Source organism: Streptacidiphilus sp. P02-A3a (assembly GCF_014084105.1).
Classification (GTDB): domain Bacteria; phylum Actinomycetota; class Actinomycetes; order Streptomycetales; family Streptomycetaceae; genus Streptacidiphilus.
In genome coordinates this window covers 216,591-236,790 of record NZ_CP048289.1, presented here as the reverse complement: position 1 = coordinate 236,790, position 20,200 = coordinate 216,591, and the positions used below count along the sequence as shown (strand labels likewise).

Below are 20,200 nucleotides of genomic sequence, written 5' to 3'. Positions count from 1 at the left end.
TCAGGGGGAAACCGAGATGTCCACCCGCAAGCGCAGAAGCACCGCCTCCGCCATCGCCCTGGCCGCCGCCGTCACCACCGGCGCCACGCTGCTGCTGACCGGCTGCGGCCCGACCACCCCGGCTCCGGTGTCCTCGTCGGCGGCCGCGACGGTCCCGGCGTCGGCGCCGCCGTCGTCCCCGTCCGGCGCGAACCCCCCCGCCGCCTCCGGCTCGGCCGCGCCGAGCGCGCGGCCGTCGGCGTCCGCGACCGGCGGCGGCGCGGCGCCGGTGCCGAACGGCACCGGCGGCAGCGGGCTGACCATCTCCGACGGCACCGACTACGTGGTGATGAACGGCACCCGGGTGGACTTCGGCACGGTCGTCCGTGACCTGTCCTGGAACCCGGCCGGGACGAGGGCCGCCTTCATCGACGGCTCCGGGAACCTGGTGGTGGCCGACCCCGACGGCAGCGGCCGGACCGTGGTCGCCCACAACCCCGGCGACCAGGTCTGGTCCCACCCCGCCTGGCAGGTCATGCCCTACGACAGCCGGGACCAGCTCCCGGCCAAGGACAACATCATCTTCGCCGACTCGGTGAACGGCGTCTCCCGACTGGTGGCGGTACCGGCAACCGGCGGCACACCGGCCCCGATCACGCTCAACGCCGACTTCGGCTCGGGCGTCCCGCCGCTCCCGCAGACCGGCAACACCTGGCCGAACACCGGCGGCGTCCACGGCACCGCCGTCTACACCAACACCGGTACCGGCGAGGTCTACCTCCGCGACGACTTCCTGCGGCAGATGGGCAGCCCGCAGACGCCGGGCTCGGAGCCGGCGCTGGCGCCCGACGAGAGCGAGATCGTCTTCGTCCGCTCCGTCGCCGGCCACGACCACCTGTTCGAGCTGTCGCTCCAGGCCCAGCACCCGGCCCCGAAGGACCTCACCCCGACCGCCGACACCGACTACACCGAGCCCGCCTGGTCGCCCGACGGCCGGACCATCGCCGCCCGCACCCCGGCCGGCATCGTCACCCTGGCCGCCGACGGCACCGGCGCGCCGGTGCTCGTCGCCCCCTCCACCGGGCTGCCGGCCTACCGGGGCTGATCCTGCCCGCGAGTCGCGGGCCGGGCGGCGAGCTCGGCCCGCAGCTCGTCCAGGTGGCTGTCGGAGACCTCGTGCGGCAGGTACTCGACCAGGTTCAGGAAGCGGAACAGCACCTGGCTCGCGGTGACCGCGTACTCGAAGTCGGCGAAGCCCACCACCGCGCCGGTGGTACCGCGCACCGCGCCCCGGACCACGTGCGCGGTCAGCTCGTCCGGCCGCTCCGCCGAGGTGCCCCGGCGGGCGTTCGGCCGGGCCAGGTACGGGCAGACCATCGACGCGTACAGCATGCACGCCCGGTGCCCGGGCCCCTCCAGCGTCGGCGCCAGGTTGCGGTAGGAGCGGCCCGCCGCCAGCGCCTCGGCTATCCCGGCGCTCTCGGTCCCGCCGACCACCCGCCACACCGGACCGGCGGGCATCGGCGTCCCGCAGACCGAGCACAGCCGGTTCCGCGCGCAGTCCGCGCTGCGCCCGTAGTCGGTGAGGGCGAACTGCGGGTCCTCCCCCTGCCAGGGAGTGATCGCCGGGACGGGGTATCCGCGCTGGTCGCGGGGCCGCTCCTGGACGGACGGCGGCATCGGTACGGTGTCGAAACGCATACCCCATGCCTACCAGTCCCGGGGCCGGTTCACAGCGGCTCACCCGCTCTGGGACAGACCTGGGCCACAACCGGGCCCGGACAGCCCGAGGGGCCGCCGGGTGTGCGGACCCGGCGGCCCCGGTTCGGGAGCCCGCCCCAGCTGGACCGGCCCTAGACCAGTTCACCGACCGGCTGGGCGAGCGTGGGCGCGGGGACGGCGACCGGTTCGGCCGCCGTCGGCGCCGGGAACAGCGACCGGTGGGCGGTGCGCAGTGCCACCGCGACCGCCCCGAGCAGCCCGGCCCGGGGGCCGAGCTCGCTGGTCAGCACCGGTACCGGACGCGGCATCAGCCGGGCCAGCCAGCCGCGCACCGGCTCCAGCATCTCCGGCCGGGAGCCGATGCCGCCGCCGAGTACCACCAGCTCCGGGTCGAGCACCGCCGCGACCGCGCAGATCGCCAGCGCCAGCAGCCGGGCCTCCTGGTCGAGCACCGCCCGGGCGTCCTGGTCGCCCGAGGCGGCGGCGGCGAAGATCTCCGGGACGCCGTGGCGTCCGGCCGCGCGGGCGGCGCCGCCCGCGTAGCGGCGGGCCAGTCCCTCGCCCCCGGCCGCCTCCTCCAGCGCCCCTCTGACCTGGTTCGCCGGGTCGAACGGGTCGGTGCCCAGCGGCAGGTAGGCGATCTCCCCGGCCGCGCCGGTGGCCCCGGTGCGCAGCACCCCGTCGGAGACCACGCCCATGCCGATGCCGGTGCCGACCGAGACGAAGACGAACTCCGAGCGGCCCCGGCCGTGCCCGGCCCAGTGCTCGCCCAGGGCGGCGATGTTCACGTCGTTGTCGACCACGACCTCGGCGCCCAGCTCGGCGGCGATCTCCCGGGCGACGTCGAGGTCGCCGAAGGAGGGGATGTTCGGCGCGAAGGCCATCACCCCGGTCTGCCGGTCGAGCGCGCCCGGGCTGCCCAGCGCCAGCACCCGGATCCGCGCCGGGTCCAGCCCCTCGGCGGCGGCCAGGTCCCGGGCCAGGCCGACGATCTGCGCGATCACCGCCCGCCCGCCGCGCGGGTCGGTGGGCACGGTCAGCTCCCGCCGGACGCTGCCGCCGACGTCCCCCAGCGCGGCGCTGATCTTGGTCCCGCCGAGGTCCACCCCGACGATCGCCCCCGCCGTCGGATCCACCTCGTACAGCGCGGCCGAGCGCCCGCCCGCGCCGGACATCACGGTGCCCCCGGTCCGGCGGATCCAGCCCGCCGCCTCCAGTTCGGCCACGATCTCCGAGACGGTCTGCTTGGACAGGCCGCTGCGCCTGGCGATCTCGGCCCTGCTGATCCTGCCCGCGGCCACGAACTGGTCCATGACCGTGCGCAGGTTGAGCTGCCGGGCGACCTGCTCCACCATCGACACGCCGTTCTCATTGGTTCGTAAAGTTGACTAACTTAAATTGCCATCCACTGCGCCCCTACGTCAAGAGCCGCCGCACTGTGTCGCAGTGCGGCGGCTCTCCGTGGTCCTCGAACGGTCAGGCCTTGGCGCCCGCGCCCGCGAGGTCGTGCTGGTGGCCGGTGCCCCAGCCGTCGCTGCGCTGCCGGTGCAGGGTGAAGGTGTCGAACAGCACCGCCGCCGGGAAGGGCACCGCCGCCGTGGCGACCGGCGTGTGGAAGAAGCTCACCTTGATGGTGGTCCGCCCGCCGGGCAGCACGCCCGGGTCCACGTCGAACACCGCGAAGCCGTACGGGTAGGCCGTGTTCGGGTCGCGCACCGCCGACCAGGTGGCCACCTCGGTCGCGTCCGGGTTGGCCTTGAAGGTCAGCCGCTGGGTGCGCACGAACGCGGTCGGGATGCCGTCGGTGCCGTCCGGCAGGTAGACGTCGTCGAACGAGGAGGTGCCGCCGCCGCCGAGGATCATGTGGACGGTGCCCTTGGAGCTGTCGATCTCGGTCAGGTTGTCGTCCACCACCGTCGGCCGCAGCAGGCTGCCCGGGTCGGTGCCGCGCACCGGGTGGGTCCGCTCGTAGTCGTGGTCGTGCCCGGCCAGCACCAGGTCCACCGAGTACGTGTCGAACAGCGGCAGCAGCAGCTCCCGGATGCCCATGTCGCCGCCGTGGCTGGTGGACGAGGAGGACATCGCGAACTGGTGCATCGACACCACGATCCAGTCCACCGAGCGTCCGGCCCGGGCCCGCTTCAGCGTCTTCTCCAGCCAGGCGAGCTGCGCGCCGTGGCTGTAGCCGTTGATGTAGATGGACTGGCCGGTGGCCGGGTCCAGGCTGGAGTCGTCCTCGACCGCGATGTCATTGCCGTCGATGGAGACGCACAGCACCGAACCCACCTGGAAGCTGTACCAGTTGCCGCTGTAGTCGCGGCTGCCGTTGCCCGGCAGCTGGAACCGGGTGTGGTACGAGTTGTAGCCGAGCTCGCCGCCGCCCGCCTCCACCTCGTGGTTGCCCGGCGCCGGCATCCACGGCCGCTTCGCCGCCGAGACCTGCATGTTGTTCATGAAGGCGTCCCAGCACTGCGGCTGCTGGGCGGTGTTGACGTTGGCGTACGCCAGGTCGCCGTTGAGCAGGTGGAACACCGGGTCGAACTGCTCGATCTGGCGCACCGCCGTCTGCGCGTTGACGGAGGACTTGGCGAAGGCGGTGTCGCCGGTGCTCAGGTCGCCGAAGCTGGTGAAGCGGAAGGCGGTGCGCTCCTCGCCGGGCGCGGTGCGGAAGGTGCCGAGCACCGGGGCCGCGCCGTCGTGGCTGACCTCGTACACGTAGTCGGTGTTCGGCCGCAGCCCGCTCACCCGGGCGTGGTGGGTGTAGGTCTCGACCTGGTTCAGGCCGTCCACGTAGGTCAGCGTCTCGGCCCCGACGGTGCGGCCGAGACCGCCGTCGGGGGTGCCGATGCGCACCCGGGGCCGCCGCACGGTCGCGGCGGTGGCCCAGGACACGGTCATCTGCTCGGACGGACGGTCGCCGTACTGGAGGTGGATCTGCTCCGGCCCGGGAGTGTCCGCCTGCGCGGGCTGCGCCCAGAACAGCGGAGACAGCGGCGACAGCGGGACAGCGGCGGCGACACCCGCCGTCGCCGCGCCACGAAGAACGCTTCTGCGAGAGGGAACTGACGACACTGCTGCCTCCTGGGGCCTGGGAATCGCCCGAAGGGTCACAGCCACGGGCGAAGACTCGGCGCTCGCCACGGGGACGGCCGGTGAACACCGGGCAAACGTGACCGCCGCATCGCCCGAATGAGGCATTCCGCTTGACCCGACCCCCCTCGGCGGAGCCGCCGGACCCCGTGGCTACCCTGACCCGCATGGCGAGAACCCGGCTCTACCGCGACGGCACCCTGGCCCAGGAGAACTTCCCGGTGCAGGACATATCCAGTTATGTCTGCGAACCCGACCTCACCGTCTGGCTCGACCTGTGCTCCCCCACCCCGGACGACCTCGCCATGATCCACGAGGAGTTCGGCCTGCACGAGCTCGCGATCGAGGACGCCGGGCACGAGCGCCAGCGCCCCAAGCTCGACCGCTACCGCGACCACCTGTTCATGAGCGCCTACGCCGTCTCCGTGGACCAGGACAGCGGCACCCTGGACACCCGCGAGCTCTCGGTCTTCATCACCCCCAACGCGCTGATCACCATCCGCAACGACGAGCGCTTCACCATGGACCCGGTGGTCGAGCGCTGGGACGCCAGCCCCGACCTCGCCAAGCAGGGCGTGGGCTTCCTGCTGCACGGCCTGCTCGACTACCTGGTGGACGGGCACTTCACCGCCGTCCAGGAGCTGGACGAGCGGATCGAGGAGCTGGAGGAGCTGCTCTTCGACGAGAGCCACGCCAACAGCCAGACCGTGCAGCGCCGCACCTACGAACTGCGGAAGAACCTGGTCCGGCTGCGCCGGGTGGTGCTGCCGATGCGCGAGGTCGTCAACTCGCTGCTCCGCCGCGACCTGCACGTGGTCAGCGACCCGCTGCTGCCGTACTACCAGGACGTCTACGACCACGTGCTGCGCGCCACCGAGTGGACCGAGTCCCTGCGCGACCTGGTCACCTCGGTGATGGAGACCCACCTCACGGTCCAGGGCAACCGGATGAACCTGATCATGAAGAAGGTCACCAGCTGGGCCTCGATCATCGCCGTGCCCACCGCCGTCACCGGCTTCTACGGCCAGAACGTGCCCTTCCCCGGCTTCGCCGCGCACGGCGGCTTCTACACCTCCACCGCGCTGATGGTCGTCCTCTCGCTGCTCCTGTACTGGTCCTTCCGGCGCAAGGACTGGATCTGACTCACCCCACCAGGTCTATACCAAAGTCGGAGCACCTGGTTAGGCTGGCAGCGCCGGCGCACCCGTGCCGCGCCACCCCTGACCTGCCGGAGTACCCGTGGAGTCGTCCGTTCTCGCCTTCGCCACCGACCTGCTCGACGAGGGCGCCGACCACTTCTTCGGCAACCTCACCGACCGGGCCAGGGTCGGCGGGGTCACCCTCGCCTCGGTCTACCACCAGGCGCGCGACGTCTTCCCGCACAACCCGCTGCACGCCGTCCGCTACCTGGAGCCCGGCGCCGCCTACTTCCAGCCGGACGAGGCCCACTGGAGCGGCCTGCGGCTGCGCCCGAAGGCGTCCACCGCCCTCGGCGACCGCGACCCCTTCGCCGAGGCCGCGGCCGAGACCCGGCGGCGCGGGCTGAAGCTGCACGCCTGGACGGTCTTCCTGCACAACGACCGGCTCGGCTTCGAGCACCCGGACTGCGCCCCCGCCAACGCCTTCGGCGACCGGCACCTCACCGAGCTCTGCCCGGCCAACCCCGACGTCCGCGAGTACACCACCGCGCTGGTGGCCGAGCACGCCCGCTACGGCGTCGACGCCATCCGGGCCGAGTCGCTGCACTTCCACGGCCTGCGGCACGGCTTCCACCACGAGCGCTACTTCGAGCAGCTGGGCCCGGTCGCCGAGGCGCTGCTCGGGATCTGCTTCTGCGAGCACTGCGTCGCCCACGCCGACCGGGCCGGCGTCCCCGCCGAGGAGGTGCGGCGGGTGGTCCGGGCCGAGATCCGCCGCCGACTCGCGGACGAGCGGGCCGCCGACGAGCCCGCCGAGCTGGACGCCATCGCCGACGGCGCGCTCGCCGCCTACCTCGACGCCTCCACCACCACCGTCACCTCCCTCGCCGCCGAGGCCGCCGCCACCGCCGAGGCCCACGGCATGCGGCTGACCTTCATGGACGACGACGGCCCCGGCAAGGGCTGGCTCTCCGGCGTCGACCTCCCGGCGCTGGCCAAGGTCGTCCCGCGGATCGAGACCCTGGGCTACGCGGCCACCCCGGAGGCGGTACGCGAGAAGGTCGCCGGCTACGCCCTGCACGGCGTGGCCCCGGACGCGCTGGCGGTGATCCTGCGGCCGATGGCCAAGGACTGCGACGGCCCGGAGAACCTGGCCGCGAAGGTCCAACTGCTGGCCGGGCTCGGGGTGCCCGAGGTCGAGTTCTACAACTACGGGCTGATGCGGCTGTCCTCCATGGACCGCGTCGGCGCCGCCCTGACCGCGTCGGCGACCGCGCGCTGACCCCGGCCGCCCCCCCCCCGCTCGCCCGCCCGCGCTCGAAGGGCACACCCGGCGCGGACGCGACGGCGCACGCCGGGCGCGGAACCGTCCCCGTCGGGTGATCCGGCCCCCGGGCCCGCTGGGACCGCCCGAAAAGTGCAGGTCAGCGACGTACGTCCGGACGTACCCGGACGACCTTGCTGCGCCCGACCCCCGGGGAACGGTAGGCTTTCCGTGTGATCTTCAAGCGTATTGGTAACGCTCGGCCCTACCCGGATCACGGCCGGGTCAGCACCCGCCAGTGGGCGGACGTGGCGCCCCGTCCCGTGCGCCTGGACCAGCTCGTCACCACCAAGGGCCAGCTCGACCTGGAAACCCTGCTCGCCGAGGACTCCACCTTCTACGGGGACCTCTTCGCCCACGTGGTGAAGTGGAAGGGCGACCTCTACCTGGAGGACGGCCTGCACCGCGCCGTCCGCGCGGCGCTGCAACAGCGTCAGGTGCTGCACGCGCGCGTGCTGGAGATGGACTGATCGCTTCCGCTGACACCCTTTCGGGTGTCCGAATAGCCCAGATGATGATCCTTTAAGTACGCATCGTCCGGTTTCGGCATTAGTCTGGCCGCAGAAGCAGTCGCTCCGTACCCAAGCACTGACAGCCCGGCGCAAAGGGGCACTTCGCGGTGAGCATGTTGACTCCTCCAGGCCTCAAGGGAAAGCAGTACCGGATCACGGGCACTGCCTATCCCCGGCTGCGGCGCCCGCACCAGCGGCGTCGCCACGTACTGATCGCGATCGCCGGCGTACTGACGCTCTCCGTGCTCACCTGGGGCACGGTGCAGTTGGTCGACGTCTTCGGCGGCGGCAAGCACGCCACGGCGGCCACGGCCTGCGTCCGTGCCCTGTCGGCGCGGCTGCCGGACCCGGGCTCGGCCGACAGCCTGGTCGCGCCGCCCGGCACGCCGGGCGCGGCGGTCGGCCGCGCTTCCGGCGCCGTCTCGGGACCGCCCTCGGGATCGGCCTCGGCCGGGGCCTCCGGCGCCGCGGCACCGCCGGGCGCGGCGGCGGCCAAGGGGATCACGGTCAACGTCTACAACGCGACCGACAAGGCCGGTCTGGCCGGGCGCACCGCCGCCCTGCTGAAGCAGCGCGGCTTCACCATCGGCACCGTCGGCAACGCCCCGGCCCAGCTCCAGGACAAGGTCACCGGCACCGCCCGGATCACCGGCGGGGCCGCCGGGACGAAGGCGGTGACGGTGCTGCGGTCCGAGGTGGCGGGCGCCGTCCCGGCCACCGACCAGCGCAAGGACGCCTCGGTGGACCTGGTGCTCGGGAACGGCTTCACCGCGCTGGCCACCCCGGACCAGGCCGCCCAGGCACTGGCCCTGGCCGCCGGACCGGCCCCGTCCGCCTCGGCCCACTGCTGAGCCCGGCGGGGCCCCGCCCGCGCGCGGCCGGGGCCCGGCCGGGTCAGTCCCCGACCGTGCCGTACAGCCGGTCGCCCGCGTCGCCGAGCCCGGGGACGATGTAGCCGTTCTCGTTGAGGTGGTCGTCCACCGCCGCGGTGACCAGGGTGACCGGCAGCCCGCCGAGTTCCCGCTCCAGCACCTTCAGGCCCTCGGGCGCGGCCAGCAGGCAGATCGCGGTGACGTCGTCCGCGCCCCGCTCGATCAGCAGCCGGATCGCCGCGACCAGGGTGCCGCCGGTGGCCAGCATCGGGTCCAGCACGTACACCTGACGGCCGGACAGGTCGTCCGGCATCCGGGTGGCGTAGGTGGACGCCTCCAGCGTCTCCTCGTTGCGCACCATGCCGAGGAAGCCGACCTCCGCGGTCGGCAGCAGCCGGGTCATCCCGTCGAGCATGCCGAGCCCGGCCCGCAGGATCGGCACCACCAGCGGACGCGGATAGCTGAGCCGGACCCCGGTGGTGACCGCGACCGGGGTGGTGATCTCCACCTGCTCGGTCCGGACGTCCCGGGTCGCCTCGTACGCGAGCAGCGTCACCAGCTCGTCCGCGAGCCGGCGGAAGGTGGGTGAGTCGGTGCGCTCGTCACGCAGCGTGGAGAGCTTGTGCGCCACCAGGGGGTGGTCCAGGACATGAATCCGCATGGACCCGACAGTAACCGAGCAGGAGTGAGCTTCGACACGCTGCCCCCTGCGGAAATCCCGGGAAACCGGAGTGATCCGCACCGGATCTTTGCCCGGACGGTGTCAAAGCGGTCCGGAGGGGAACGGGACAGGGGAACGCGACGCCGTGGGCGGGGAACGCCTCGCCCGGAGGAGGAGCAGCGCATGAGCGACCAGCGGAAAGGCGAGGGCACAACCCGGGAGGCCCAGTCGGCCGCCGGAACCCGGGCCCGCGAGGGCCGACCCGCCGGTGACCCCCGGCCGCGGGTGGAGACGGCCCTCGAACGCCGCCGCCGCCGGGACGCGTTCCTGCGGGAACTCGCCGAGGCCCGGGAGCTGCGGGCCCGCGTACGCCCCCGTCGGACCAAAGCCGCACGGATGAGACAGGCCGTACTAATGCGCACCTTCCGGGCCTGAGTTGCCCACACCACCCCCGCTTCACGACACGACCAGGCAAGACGCGCTGCCGAACACTCCCCGCAGGGCACTGCTTTCTGTCACGATGCCGATGGGGCGTTCGCACGGGCACCCCGATACGACGGGCGTGGCCTAGCCGCACAAGACCCCTGGGAGAGTCGCTGGTGGCGTACTTCGCTGCATTGCTCGCTCGCACCGAGGACGGGTGGGACGTGAGCGAGACCGAGCTTGATGATGTTGAAACCCTCACTGACCTCGCCGATCTGGCGCGGGAGGCGGCGACGGACGAAGACACGGTCCTGGTCTTCATCGAACAGGAGGACGTCTGGTTCGCCGTCGTCCGAGTGGACGGTGAGGAAGACCCCCGGATCTTCGTCTCCGACGCCTCCGCCGCCTCCCGCAGTGCCTACGGGGAGATCATCCTCACCGACGAACTGCTCGGCCGCGGGTCCGACGAGGACCTGGACGACCTGGTGGCGGAACTCGACGAGGACGCCGAGGAGGACGAGGACGATGAGGACGCCGCCGTCGACAACGTCGACGGCGTGCCGAACGGCCCTCTGGGTGACGCCGGGCTGCTGATCGAATTCGGCGTCGGCGCCAAGGAACTGATGGACATGAGCGTCGAGGGCGCGGTGCCCGGTGACGCCCTGACCGAGATCGCCGACGCCCTGGGCTGCGGCGAGGTCCTGGAAGCCGTCCGCTAGGCCGGTCGGCGGCGGTGCTGGACACTGGTCCGATGCGCACCGATCCCATCCGCGACAAGTGGGCCCCGGCCATGCGGCTGGCCCTGGCCGAGGCCCGGCACGCCCTGCCGACCGGGGACGTCCCCGTCGGCGCGGTGGTGCTGGGCCCGGACGGGGCGGTCCTCGGCCGGGGCCACAACGAGCGCGAGGCCGTCGGCGACCCGACCGCCCACGCCGAGGTCCAGGCCATCCGCGAGGCGGCCCGGGCCCTCGGCGAGTGGCGGCTGACCGGCTGCACCCTCGTGGTCACCCTGGAGCCCTGCACCATGTGCGCGGGCGCGATCGTGCTGTCCCGGCTGGACCGCGTGGTCTACGGCGCCCTGGACGACAAGGCGGGCGCGGCCGGCTCGCTCTGGGACGTGGTCCGCGACCGCCGCCTCAACCACCGCCCCCAGGTCGTCTCCGGCGTCCTCGCCGACACCTGCGCCGCCGCCCTGCGCGCCTTCTTCGACCCCCACCGCACCCCCACCACGCCCCCACCGGAATCCGTTTAGGACCACTGCCCGGCATCCGGTAGGCTGTCCCACGGTAGCGTGTCCGAGCGGCCAAAGGAGCACGCCTCGAAAGCGTGTGTGGGGGCAACTTCACCGTGGGTTCGAATCCCACCGCTACCGCTCTGAGCAGGACAAACGAAGCCCCGCCGAGTCCACCCGGCGGGGCTTCGGCCGTTCCAGTCTCATCCTTAGTCTCACCACAAACGCTGAAGGCTTGGACGCCGAGGCCGCCGAGCGCTGAGTAACGGCTGGTGAGACACCGTAAGGCGGCTCACTCAGCGGCCAAGGAACACGCTTCGGGGGCGGGCGTGCGATCTTCGGGTCAAGCGGCACAAGCGCATCGCAGCAACATAGGTATATGATTTTTGCTATGGGCGGGCGCTACGAGATTGAAGTCGAAGTCGAGGTACGGGTGTGGCTGCATTCGCTGCCGGCCGATGACTACCTGCGCGTGATGAAACTGTCCGACTACCTGGCTGATCACGCGGAGACCCTCGGCGAGCCTCAGACCCGACATCTGGGCGGCAAGGTCCGCGAGTTGCGCTTCTCCCTGCAATGAGCAACGCATCACCTACTGGCTCGCCCCAGGACGGCGGATTGTCTTCCTGACGGTGCTCCACAAGACCCGCATGCGCGAGAGCGCCGAGGTGGACCGCGCCCACAGGGCACAACAGGAGTGCGAGCTCCGACATCAGCCGGCACAGAGCCACGAGATCTACGACCGCGCCGTAAAAGAGGAGGACCTATGAACCACGCCAGTTGGAAGACGCATCGTGCCAAGGAGCTCACCGGCGCGGACACGGATCTCGGCCCCCAGGCCCAGCAGGTCTACGACGAAACCGGCCTGGCCATCGAACTCGGCCGCTCCATCTACCAGCGCCGCACCGAACTGGGCTGGTCCCAGTCCGAGCTCGCACGCCGGGCTGGGATGACCCAGCCGGCCATAGCTCGCCTTGAGAACAGCCTCACTCTCCCCTCCACGCGCACCCTGCTGCGCATCGCCACCGCACTCGGGCAGCCGCTCAACATCACCATCGGCGAAGCCGCTTGACCGATGCACCAATGATCCGCAGATGGTGGGGCGGGCAGGTGTATCTGGCTTCTTTGTTACTCGTCGATCCCGCCGACTGCGTCTATCTCCTCTGCAGTCAGGCCGGTCAGCAGCATGATGTCCGACTTGACCGAGCCGTCGATCACCTGCAGTGCTTCAGCCATGCCGACCCTCAGGTCCTCGCACCGCTGTTCCAGGTAGACCCGTACGGCGTCGGCCACCAGGTCCTTCTTGGTCAGGCCTAGAAAGTGCGCGCCCTGGCTGATCAACTTGTCGGTTTCCGGATCCACTTTCAGCGGGGACTGCCGAGGAGTCTTCGGTGCTGCAGTCGTCATCGGTACACCTTCACAGAGGACGGTACCCAAGTACCTCAAGGTGCATCAGCTCCTCCACGTATCGGAGCGCGGGCGACCCACCCGCACTCCGATACGTGGTGGTCACCCGCACGGCCTCCGCCAGGTTGCCGACGTGGGCACCGAGGTCACGGGCGGTGTCGCAGTCAAATCTCCAAACAAATCACCAATCTCACTTTGATGATTTCCCGAACCCTCTCCTGCGCCGATCCGCCCCGGCCGTCTTCAGAGGCGCGGTACGGAAGGCACTGCAGCCGACAGGGACACGCCCGACGACTCTGCCCTCCCCAGGGACACCCAGCAACGGATGATCGGGGATCCTAGTCTCATCCGTAGTCTCATCCGCCCTGGTTCGCGCTGGTCCGCCTACAGCCTCGACACTGACCTGCACGCGCCCGACCTGCGGTGATGAACCGAAATGAGCAGCTGTGGATCATGCCGAATTGCCCCTGGAGCCCAGGTGCAGACCTCGAAAGCGTGTGTGGGGGCAACTTCACCGTGGGTTCGAATCCCACCGCTACCGCTCTGAGCAGGACGACGATGGGCCCCGACCGGGAACGGTCGGGGCCTCACGCGTTCCTGGTGGAAGCGCGCAGCACCTCGGCGATCGAGGGCACCTGTGTGGGGATGGAGGACGTCCTCAAAGCCGACTTCGAGGACGCATCCGATATCAGCTCCGACGTGGCAGAGGTCCGCAACTACGTCCGGATCGCGGAAATCGCGACGACGGCGATCAACGACCGACCTGTCACAGTTGCCCTGCTGGAGTACCTGCAGGGCATCCTCGTAAGCGGAACCTCCAGCCACACCACCCAGGCCGGGCAGGTACGAACCACGGACGCCTTCATCGGCGTCAGGACCGCCAATGTCGAGGACGCCCGCTTCGTCCCCTGCCCACACGGCCATCGGCTCAGGGACGGGCTTCTCGACTGGGAGGGCTGGATCAACCAGGCGGGCCCCGAGATGCACCTGATGACGCGTATCGCTGTGGGGCACTACCAGTTCGAGACCCTGCACCCCTTCAATGACGGTAACGGCCGCCTGGGCAGGCTGGTGATGCTGCTCCAGCTGATGCGCGCCGGAGAGCTGACCCACCCTGTCGTCGCCCTGTCACCGTGGCTTGAGTCACGGCGACGCGAGTACCGGGATCAGCTCTTCGAAGTCAGCGCCACCGGCGTCACCCTGCGCATCGCCGAGGGCCTGATCGGGTATCCCATGCTCACCATCACATGGGCTGCCAAGAGGTACGGCGTGACCTACCAGACCGTCAGTAACGCCGTGAGCAAGCTCGTCGCCCTGGGCCTGCTCCGCCAGTACGGCGAGGGAAGCTACGACCGAGTGTTCATCAACGATGAGGCCCTGCGAGTCCTGGTCGGCTGACCGATCCGTCCTCGCTCGGCCGAGCGGCGGGGAAGGGGCGAGGCCCCGGCCGGGGTGGTCGGGGCCTCGGTGGTGGGCTCGGGGGGGTGGGCTAGCCGAAGTTCAGGGGCTCGTTCGGGAGGCCGGACATCGCGCCGGTCATGGCTTCCTTCCAGATCGGGCCCGGGAGCAGGTAGCCGTAGGCGTGCTGGTAGGTGGTGCCGTCGATGTCGACCCCGTCGAGGGAGTCGCTGGGGTAGTTCGGGTTGGTCATCATGGTCGCGTCGGCGATCTGGCTGGTGTAGCCGTCGAACCAGGCCTGGTCGTCGTCGTTGGTGGTGCCGGTCTTGCCCGCGTCGGACCAGTTGATGGCGTCCGGGGCGCCGGTGCCGCCGGCGTCCGAGACCACGGAGTGGAGCAGCGTGTTGACCCCGGCCGCCACCGACGGGGTGACCACCTGGTGGCAGTCGGCGGACGGGACCGCGAGGCTCTTGCCCGAGGCGTTGGTGACCGAGGTGATCGCGGTGGTGTCGCAGTACCGGCCCTGGTCGGCGAAGGTCGCGTAGACGTTGGCCATCTGCAGCGGGGTGTAGTCGTTGACGCCCAGGGTCAGTGACTGCACCTGCATGATCGGGGCCAGCCCGTTCGGGGACTTGGAGTCCGGCGCGGCCTGGTAGCCGAGGCCGAAGGCCTGGGCCATGTGCACCACGTTGCAGAGGCCGACCTGCGCCTCCAGCGGCACGAAGTAGGTGTTCACCGAGGCGGCCATGGCCTGGACCATGGTGATCTCACCGTAGGGGACCGGGGTGTCGTTCATGTCGCCGCCCACCTCGGGCTGCACCTCCCCGGAGCAGTTGGTCATCCGCGGGTAGGGGCCGGTGGCGACCGCGTTGATCTTGTAGCTCAGCGGGATGCCCTGGGACAGCGCCGTCGCGGCGGTGATCGCCTTGAAGACCGAGCCGGTCTGGAATCCCTCGCCGCCGTCCTGGACCGCGGTGGCGTTGTAGTTGATCTCGGTCTGGTTGGACCCGGTGCCGTACGGACGGCTCTGCGCCATCGCCAGGATGTTCCCGGTGCCGGGCTGGACCATCGCCGAGACCGCGACCGTGGAGTCGGCCGGGTTCGTGTGGTCGGCGATCGCCTTGTTGGTGGCCGCCTGGTCCTTGGGGTCGAGGGTGGTGTGGATCTTCAGGCCGCCGGTGTTCCACAGCTGCTGCCGGTCCGCCGCCGTCGCCCCGAAGGCCGGGTCGTCCAGGATCTGCTGGGCGACGTAGTCGCAGAAGAAGCCCTCGCCCTTGTCCGCGGTGATGCAGCCGGCCTGCGGGTAGGTCACCTTCAGGTCGAGCGGGCTCGCCTCGGCGGCCTTCGCCTGGACCGCGGTGATGGTGCCGTAGGTGGCCATCGCGGCGAGCACCTGGTTGCGGCGGATGATCGCGTTCGCCGGATTGTGGATCGGGTCGTAGGCCGACGGGGACTGCTCCAGACCGGCCAGCATGGCCGCCTGGGGGATGGTCAGCTTGCTGGCGGGGACGCTGAAGTACAGCTCGGCCGCCGCCTGGACCCCGTACGCCTGTTCACCGAAGTAGGTGATGTTGAGGTAGTCGTCCAGGATCTGCTGCTTGGACAGCGTCTCCTCCAGCTTGATCGCGTACCGCAGCTCCTGGATCTTGCGGCCCACGGTCTGCCGGGTGGCCTGCGCGAACCCGGTCGAGTTGGAGTCGCCCGCGTCGTTGATGAAGACGTTCTTGACGTACTGCTGGGTCAGCGTCGATCCGCCCTGGGAGACGTCCCCGGAGCTGGAGTTCTTCAGCAGCGCCCGCAGCGTGCCCTCCAGGTCGATCGCACCGTGCTGGTAGAACCGGTGGTCCTCGATGTCGATCAGCGCGTTCTGCATCATCGGCGCGATCTTGCTGAGCGGCTCGGAGACGCGGTCCTGCGGGTAGAACCGGGCGATGACGTTCCCGGCGGAGTCGTAGATGGTGGACTCCTGCGCCAGCGTCGGCAGGACCAGGTTGTCCGGGACCGAGTTGAAGTCGTCCGCCGCGGCCTTGGCGCCCAGACCGACGGCGCCGACGGCGGGAATGCACAGGGACGCCACCAGCGCGCCGGCCAGCACGCTCGCGCCCAGCAGGCTCACCGACATAGCGGCCTTGGAGCGGACGCCCCTGCGCATCACTGACGCGGCGGCGGACATATGTGGGCGGGGCATGGTGATCTACTCCCTGTTCGTCAGCGCTGCTCCGGTGGCATGCGGGCATGGGGCCGCGCGAGGCCCCGACACCGCGGAGCCCACCGTCCGTCGCACCCGGCGACCCAGCGCACACCGCTTGCCTCGACTTCAGACGCACGCGGACGGGGATCAGTTGCACCCCGGATCCATTCGGTCGCCTGCGTACTGACGCTCCGTCAAGGCAGGGGAAGTCGACAGGTCAGCGGCCGAATCCACTGCCTCGGCGCCCCCACCGGTGGGCTCGGGAACCACGCTACCGCTCGAAGCTGTGAGTCCCGCTCAGGGGTGCGCGGCGGGGCAGGAACAGGCGGCCTGGTGCCGGGCGACGGAGGGGATCGAGGCGAGCTGGGCCAGGGCGGCCGGGGAGGCGAGGGAGGCCGGGCTGTCCAGCATCTGCAGGGTCCGGACGAAGCGCCGGTACAGGCCGGGGTGGTGCGGCAGGCGGGCGGTCAGGGCGGCGAGGTAGCCGGTGGCGATGCGGCTGGTCAGCGGTATCGCGGTGTCCTGCCAGGCGCGGTCGGTGGCGGTGCTGAGCAGCCAGGGGCCGCGGACCAGGGCGGCTGCCCCGCGCTGGAACGCCGGGCCCAGGCCGTCCAGTCGGCCGCTCGCGGCGCGGCGGGTGAGCCTGCTGTCCAGCAGTCGGCTCTGCAGCGCGGCCACGGTCATGCCCTGGCCGTAGACGGGGTTGAAGGCGCAGACGGAGTCACCCAGCGCGATCAGCCGATCCGGCCAGTCCCGGACCCGGTGGTAGCGGTGCCAGCGGTTGGCGGTGGTGTGGGTGCGGTGGACGGGCCCGACGGGTTCGCCCTCGTCGATGATCCGCAGGAAGTCGGGGTTGCGCAGGGCGGCGGCGTAGGCGCGGAACCCCTCGTCGTCGTCGGGCGGGGTGTTCCCGGCCGCGCCGAGCAGGCCGAGCAGCCACTCGGTGGGGCCGATCCGCACGGCGACGGCGCCACGCGGCACCGAGGGGGCCATGGTGGGCTGGTAGCTGGAGTTCCAGTCGCGTTCCGGGTCCTCCTTGAGGGTGTACAGCCGGGAGGCGTAGCTGGCCTTCGCGTCCACCACCAGGCTCTCGGGGAGCCGGTGGCCCGCGTCGGTGAGCCAGCGCGGCAGCCTGCTGCCACGGCCGGTGGCGTCCACCACCAGGTCGGCACGCAGGATCGTTTCGGCGGCACCGGCGCCGCCCTCGCCGTCCGGCCCGCGCGGGCGCACCACGACGCCGACGCCCTCCCCCTCGTCGCGCAGCAGCAGGCGTTCGACCCGCACGCCGTCCCGTACCGTGACCGCGTCCAGCGCGGTCACCCGCTCCCGTATCGCCTGCTCCAGGACGGTGCGCGCGACCAGCTGCACCTCGACCCCGACCGGCTGCCGCGGCGCCCAGCCGGTCGGGAACAGGATCCGCCCGGCCTCGGCGAAGTCCCCCACCGGGCAGCCCCGGGACCGCAGTTCGGCCCTGATGCCGGGGAAGAACTCCTCCAGCTGCTCGGCGCCGCGGGCCAGCAGCGCGTGCGGATGGTGCGCCTGCGGGACGCCGGGTCGCGCCGCCGCACCGGGCGAGGTGTCCTGCTCCAGGACCGTCACCCGGCGGACGTGTCCGGACAGCACCCGCGCGGCGAGCATGCCCGCGTAGCCGCCGCCAAGCACCAGGGCGCTGTCCCAGGTCGCCGCTCGGGTCATGGTGATGTCCTCCGGGTGCCAGGGCGCGATGCCCGGGAGCGGCGGCGCTGCGATCCAGCGGGCTCCCCGGGCCCATGGGCTCACCGTAGACAGCGGGATCGGCGGCTGATCAGCACATCTCCCAAGCTGGCCGGAATCCGCGCGGCGACGGGGCACCGGTGTCCCGTATTCGACCCGGCGAACACCCCCGCTGCATCCGCCCGGTCGAATCCGCCGCGACCGGCCCGGGCCGCCGGCGATCGCGTGATCACCGGCCGACCGGTCAGGCTCGGGCTGCTGCGCCGCTTCTGGCACGCGCACCGGGGCGCCGCCTGGAGCCCGGGCCCGGCCGTCGCCGGGCAGTCCGCGCCGCGCGAGCCGGACCGCTACCAGGGGCCGCGCCGGTGGCAGGAGTCGCTGGTCGTCGCCGGGGGCGTGCTGCTGGCCTCGGGGCTGTTCCTGGGTGTCTTCGTCGGCGGACTGCTGCTGCTCGCCTCGTACTGACGTCCCCCGGAAGGACTGACGTCCCCCCGGAAACGAGGAGAGCGGGCACGGCCTCGGCCCTGCCCGCCGGGAAAGGGGGCGGCTCCGGGGGGACGAGCCGCCCCCCGTCGGAGCCCCACAACCGGCCGCCGCGTCGGGGGGAAGTCGCGGCTACCGGTCCCACAGCGGGGGCTCCGGATCCCTCGCACCGAGAGGTTCCTGCCAGACCCGCTCGGTACACCACCAACTCTGCTACACGAACAGATGTCCCGCATCCGGCATAGGGCCCCTCCACAAGGGACCTTCGTCCTTATGTACTAACGCTGTCGTTATCTGTCCGATCGGACCGGTGGAGGCGACAGTCGACGACCATTGCCGGCCATCCGCCGAGCGTACGGCGCTAGGCTTCCGCCATCGGGGCGGCGCGGGGAGTGCCGCAGGGAGGCGGGCGAGGCCATGGGGCAGGCCAAGAAGATGGTCATGTACATACTGGTCATCTTTGTTCTCTATACGATCATCGCTTCTCCGGTGCGCGCAGCCAGTCTGGTACAGGTCGGGTTCACCGGAATCTCCAATGCGGCCAAGGCAGTGGGCACCTTCATGACCAACCTGGTGAAGTAATCTCGGGGGGTCCTTGATCGACCCGACCCGAGCACCCTCCGAGGAGCCCCGCGATGATCCGCCACCTGGTCCTGTTCAAACTGAACGAGGGCGTCACCAAGGACGACCCGCGCGCCGTCGCCGGGGCGACGATCTTCGCTGACCTGGGCACCAAGATCCCGCAGCTGCGCGAGTGGGAGTGCGGCTGGAACGTGACCGAGCGGGACATCGCCTACGACTTCGCCATCAACAGCCTGGTGGACGACGCCGCCTCGCTCCAGTCGTACCTGACCCACCCCGCGCACCAGGAGGGCGTCGCCCACTGGAAGGCCTTCGCGACCTGGGTCATCGCCGACATCCCGGTCTGACCGATCCGAACGGCTCGAACGGCCCGCCCGCCGGGTGTCCAATCCGGCCGGAGTCGCACCTCAGCCGTACGGCGGCGCGGATTCACCCCGCTGCCCCGATTCCATCAACACACCCATATGCGGTGCTTGCCCGGATAGCATGCGTCTTGTGATGCTATGACCGGTTTGCCGGATGGTGGACTGGGGCAGGCGGTGCGCCTCACGGAGCTCGCGAGGGGTGGCGTGTCGGTGCAGGCAATGGGGAGTGCAAAGGACGAGGGTGACGCACCCGCGCCCCCCACCCCCGTCGACCAGTCACGGGTGGACGTACGGACCCTCACCCGCGTCCTCTTCGAACGCCTGGCCGAGCTCCCCGCCGACGCCCCCGAGCGCGACCGCGTCCGCGCCGCGCTGATCGAGGTCAACCTCCCCCTGGTGCGCTACGCCGCCGCCCGTTTCCGGGGCCGCAGCGAGCCGATGGAGGACGTCATCCAGGTCGGCACGATCGGCCTGATCAACGCCATCGACCGGTTCGACCCCACCCGGGGCGTGCAGTTCCCCACGTACGCGCTGCCGACCATCCTCGGCGAGATCAAGCGCTACTTCCGGGACAACGTCCGCACCATGCACGTGCCCCGGCGGTTGCAGGAGCTGTGGGTCCAGGTCAGCGCGGCCATGGAGGACCTGACGGTCGCTCACGGCCGGATGCCCAAGGTCCCCGAGATCGCCGCCAACCTGCGGATCCCCGAGGAGGACGTCCGGGCCTGCCTGGACGCCGGGCGGGCCTACAACGCCACCTCGCTGGAGGCGGCGCAGGAGCACGACGGCGGCCTGGCGCTGCTGGACCGGCTCGGCTACGAGGACGCCACCCTCACCCATGTGGAGCATCGGGACATGGTGCGTCATCTCCTCGTCCAGCTGCCCGAACGGGAGCGGCAGATCGTGATGCTGCGCTTCTTCGGCAACCTGACGCAGTCGCAGATCAGCACCGAGCTCGGAATGTCGCAAATGCACGTATCCCGCCTGCTGGCCAGGATCTTCACCCGCCTGCGCAACAGCAACTCCTGGGAGGCCTAGGCCCGTCCGCCCCTCGCGACGAGGCCTCGAACGCGCTGATTTCGGGTCAGCTTTCTTGCCAAACCAGGCA

21 protein-coding genes, 1 tRNA gene and 1 pseudogene are annotated in these 20,200 nt (G+C 71.0%); 16 read left to right on the top strand and 7 right to left on the bottom strand.

All coding sequences use genetic code 11. The features are described 5' to 3' along the window. Window positions 1-16 precede the first annotated feature (16 nt). Complete coding sequence (locus tag GXP74_RS01115; RefSeq protein ID WP_182449538.1) at window positions 17-1,084, top strand: PD40 domain-containing protein; 1,068 nt, start codon at window positions 17-19, stop codon at window positions 1,082-1,084. On the opposite strand, the gene GXP74_RS01110 is transcribed toward GXP74_RS01115, so the two are convergent. The 3 genes from GXP74_RS01110 to GXP74_RS01100 form a co-directional block, all read right to left on the bottom strand. Next, on the bottom strand, window positions 1,072-1,680 hold the full coding sequence (locus tag GXP74_RS01110; RefSeq protein ID WP_225447640.1) for a hypothetical protein: 609 nt from the start codon (window positions 1,678-1,680) through the stop codon (window positions 1,072-1,074). The two genes, GXP74_RS01115 and GXP74_RS01110, sit on opposite strands and share 13 nt — an antisense overlap. 152 nt (window positions 1,681-1,832) lie before the next feature. Continuing rightward, entirely contained in the window at window positions 1,833-3,056 is a 1,224-nt protein-coding gene (locus tag GXP74_RS01105) for an ROK family transcriptional regulator (protein WP_225448540.1), read from the bottom strand. Between the two features lie 121 nt (window positions 3,057-3,177). After that, window positions 3,178-4,773, bottom strand: coding sequence for a metallophosphoesterase family protein (locus GXP74_RS01100; RefSeq protein ID WP_182449536.1), 1,596 nt, complete (start codon window positions 4,771-4,773; stop codon window positions 3,178-3,180). Window positions 4,774-4,958: 185 nt separating this feature from the next. On the opposite strand from GXP74_RS01100, the gene corA reads away from it, so the two are divergent. From corA to GXP74_RS01080, 4 genes are all read left to right on the top strand, one after another. Beyond that, window positions 4,959-5,933 (top strand): magnesium/cobalt transporter CorA, encoded by a 975-nt coding sequence (corA, locus tag GXP74_RS01095; RefSeq protein WP_182449535.1) that lies wholly within the window; start codon window positions 4,959-4,961, stop codon window positions 5,931-5,933. A gap of 97 nt (window positions 5,934-6,030) precedes the next feature. Continuing rightward, a complete protein-coding gene (locus GXP74_RS01090; protein WP_182449534.1) occupies window positions 6,031-7,212 on the top strand; it encodes a hypothetical protein in 1,182 nt (393 codons plus the stop codon). Window positions 7,213-7,427: 215 nt separating this feature from the next. Further along, the gene (locus GXP74_RS01085; protein WP_182449533.1) at window positions 7,428-7,724 is read left to right on the top strand and encodes a type II toxin-antitoxin system VapB family antitoxin; all 297 of its coding nucleotides are present in this window, start codon (window positions 7,428-7,430) and stop codon (window positions 7,722-7,724) included. A gap of 155 nt (window positions 7,725-7,879) precedes the next feature. After that, the gene (locus tag GXP74_RS01080) at window positions 7,880-8,617 is read left to right on the top strand and encodes a LytR C-terminal domain-containing protein (protein ID WP_182449532.1); all 738 of its coding nucleotides are present in this window, start codon (window positions 7,880-7,882) and stop codon (window positions 8,615-8,617) included. Window positions 8,618-8,660: 43 nt separating this feature from the next. On the opposite strand, the gene upp is transcribed toward GXP74_RS01080, so the two are convergent. Beyond that, window positions 8,661-9,299, bottom strand: coding sequence for a uracil phosphoribosyltransferase (gene upp, locus GXP74_RS01075; protein ID WP_182449531.1), 639 nt, complete (start codon window positions 9,297-9,299; stop codon window positions 8,661-8,663). A 183-nt stretch (window positions 9,300-9,482) separates the two neighbouring features. Here upp and GXP74_RS01070 point away from each other — a divergent pair, with 183 nt between their 5' ends. From GXP74_RS01070 to GXP74_RS01045, 6 genes and pseudogenes are all read left to right on the top strand, one after another. Further along, on the top strand, window positions 9,483-9,734 hold the full coding sequence (locus GXP74_RS01070; protein WP_182456965.1) for a hypothetical protein: 252 nt from the start codon (window positions 9,483-9,485) through the stop codon (window positions 9,732-9,734). 212 nt (window positions 9,735-9,946) lie between these two features. Continuing rightward, window positions 9,947-10,441 carry a hypothetical protein gene (locus GXP74_RS01065; RefSeq protein ID WP_370468360.1) on the top strand — a complete coding sequence of 165 codons (495 nt, stop codon included), beginning with the start codon at window positions 9,947-9,949 and terminating at the stop codon, window positions 10,439-10,441. Window positions 10,442-10,473: 32 nt separating this feature from the next. Next, window positions 10,474-10,974 (top strand): tRNA adenosine(34) deaminase TadA, encoded by a 501-nt coding sequence (gene tadA, locus GXP74_RS01060; protein ID WP_182449529.1) that lies wholly within the window; start codon window positions 10,474-10,476, stop codon window positions 10,972-10,974. A 33-nt stretch (window positions 10,975-11,007) separates the two neighbouring features. Continuing rightward, window positions 11,008-11,094: transfer RNA gene (locus GXP74_RS01055), tRNA-Ser, on the top strand. A 250-nt stretch (window positions 11,095-11,344) separates the two neighbouring features. Continuing rightward, window positions 11,345-11,723 (top strand): annotated as a pseudogene (locus tag GXP74_RS01050) (type II toxin-antitoxin system RelE/ParE family toxin). Beyond that, window positions 11,720-12,025: a helix-turn-helix domain-containing protein gene (locus GXP74_RS01045; protein WP_182449528.1), complete on the top strand. Its 306-nt coding sequence runs from the start codon at window positions 11,720-11,722 to the stop codon at window positions 12,023-12,025. Before GXP74_RS01050 ends, GXP74_RS01045 begins: the two are co-directional and overlap by 4 nt. A 56-nt stretch (window positions 12,026-12,081) precedes the next feature. Here the strand turns inward: GXP74_RS01045 and GXP74_RS01040 are convergent, their stop codons facing one another. Next, on the bottom strand, window positions 12,082-12,360 hold the full coding sequence (locus tag GXP74_RS01040) for a hypothetical protein (protein ID WP_182449527.1): 279 nt from the start codon (window positions 12,358-12,360) through the stop codon (window positions 12,082-12,084). Between the two features lie 600 nt (window positions 12,361-12,960). On the opposite strand from GXP74_RS01040, the gene GXP74_RS01035 reads away from it, so the two are divergent. Continuing rightward, window positions 12,961-13,758 carry a Fic family protein gene (locus GXP74_RS01035; RefSeq protein ID WP_255528053.1) on the top strand — a complete coding sequence of 266 codons (798 nt, stop codon included), beginning with the start codon at window positions 12,961-12,963 and terminating at the stop codon, window positions 13,756-13,758. Between the two features lie 91 nt (window positions 13,759-13,849). Here the strand turns inward: GXP74_RS01035 and GXP74_RS01030 are convergent, their stop codons facing one another. Next, the gene (locus tag GXP74_RS01030) at window positions 13,850-15,946 is read right to left on the bottom strand and encodes a transglycosylase domain-containing protein (protein ID WP_182449525.1); all 2,097 of its coding nucleotides are present in this window, start codon (window positions 15,944-15,946) and stop codon (window positions 13,850-13,852) included. Between the two features lie 300 nt (window positions 15,947-16,246). Continuing rightward, a complete protein-coding gene (locus GXP74_RS01025; RefSeq protein ID WP_225447638.1) occupies window positions 16,247-17,644 on the bottom strand; it encodes an NAD(P)/FAD-dependent oxidoreductase in 1,398 nt (465 codons plus the stop codon). 243 nt (window positions 17,645-17,887) lie between these two features. On the opposite strand from GXP74_RS01025, the gene GXP74_RS01020 reads away from it, so the two are divergent. The 4 genes from GXP74_RS01020 to GXP74_RS01005 all read left to right on the top strand — a co-directional run bounded on the left by GXP74_RS01020 (window position 17,888) and on the right by GXP74_RS01005 (window position 20,130). Beyond that, the gene (locus GXP74_RS01020; protein WP_182449524.1) at window positions 17,888-18,127 is read left to right on the top strand and encodes a hypothetical protein; all 240 of its coding nucleotides are present in this window, start codon (window positions 17,888-17,890) and stop codon (window positions 18,125-18,127) included. 435 nt (window positions 18,128-18,562) lie between these two features. Next, window positions 18,563-18,727: a hypothetical protein gene (locus GXP74_RS01015; RefSeq protein ID WP_182449523.1), complete on the top strand. Its 165-nt coding sequence runs from the start codon at window positions 18,563-18,565 to the stop codon at window positions 18,725-18,727. A 53-nt stretch (window positions 18,728-18,780) separates the two neighbouring features. Then, entirely contained in the window at window positions 18,781-19,074 is a 294-nt protein-coding gene (locus tag GXP74_RS01010; RefSeq protein WP_182449522.1) for a Dabb family protein, read from the top strand. A 237-nt stretch (window positions 19,075-19,311) separates the two neighbouring features. Continuing rightward, a complete protein-coding gene (locus GXP74_RS01005; RefSeq protein ID WP_182449521.1) occupies window positions 19,312-20,130 on the top strand; it encodes an RNA polymerase sigma factor SigF in 819 nt (272 codons plus the stop codon). The last annotated feature ends 70 nt before the right edge of the window (window positions 20,131-20,200 follow it).

Coding starts and splice junctions, on each gene's coding strand:
- GXP74_RS01045 (WP_182449528.1), top strand. CDS start 11,720: ATGAACCACGCCAGTTGGAAGACGCATCGTGCCAAGGAGCTCACCGGC.
- GXP74_RS01005 (WP_182449521.1), top strand. CDS start 19,312: ATGGGGAGTGCAAAGGACGAGGGTGACGCACCCGCGCCCCCCACCCCC.
- GXP74_RS01105 (WP_225448540.1), bottom strand. CDS start 3,056: ATGGTGGAGCAGGTCGCCCGGCAGCTCAACCTGCGCACGGTCATGGAC.
- GXP74_RS01080 (WP_182449532.1), top strand. CDS start 7,880: ATGTTGACTCCTCCAGGCCTCAAGGGAAAGCAGTACCGGATCACGGGC.
- GXP74_RS01115 (WP_182449538.1), top strand. CDS start 17: ATGTCCACCCGCAAGCGCAGAAGCACCGCCTCCGCCATCGCCCTGGCC.
- GXP74_RS01015 (WP_182449523.1), top strand. CDS start 18,563: ATGGGGCAGGCCAAGAAGATGGTCATGTACATACTGGTCATCTTTGTT.
- GXP74_RS01025 (WP_225447638.1), bottom strand. CDS start 17,644: ATGACCCGAGCGGCGACCTGGGACAGCGCCCTGGTGCTTGGCGGCGGC.
- GXP74_RS01040 (WP_182449527.1), bottom strand. CDS start 12,360: ATGACGACTGCAGCACCGAAGACTCCTCGGCAGTCCCCGCTGAAAGTG.
- GXP74_RS01030 (WP_182449525.1), bottom strand. CDS start 15,946: ATGCCCCGCCCACATATGTCCGCCGCCGCGTCAGTGATGCGCAGGGGC.
- GXP74_RS01110 (WP_225447640.1), bottom strand. CDS start 1,680: ATGCGTTTCGACACCGTACCGATGCCGCCGTCCGTCCAGGAGCGGCCC.
- GXP74_RS01070 (WP_182456965.1), top strand. CDS start 9,483: ATGAGCGACCAGCGGAAAGGCGAGGGCACAACCCGGGAGGCCCAGTCG.
- upp (WP_182449531.1), bottom strand. CDS start 9,299: ATGCGGATTCATGTCCTGGACCACCCCCTGGTGGCGCACAAGCTCTCC.
- tadA (WP_182449529.1), top strand. CDS start 10,474: ATGCGCACCGATCCCATCCGCGACAAGTGGGCCCCGGCCATGCGGCTG.
- GXP74_RS01010 (WP_182449522.1), top strand. CDS start 18,781: ATGATCCGCCACCTGGTCCTGTTCAAACTGAACGAGGGCGTCACCAAG.
- corA (WP_182449535.1), top strand. CDS start 4,959: ATGGCGAGAACCCGGCTCTACCGCGACGGCACCCTGGCCCAGGAGAAC.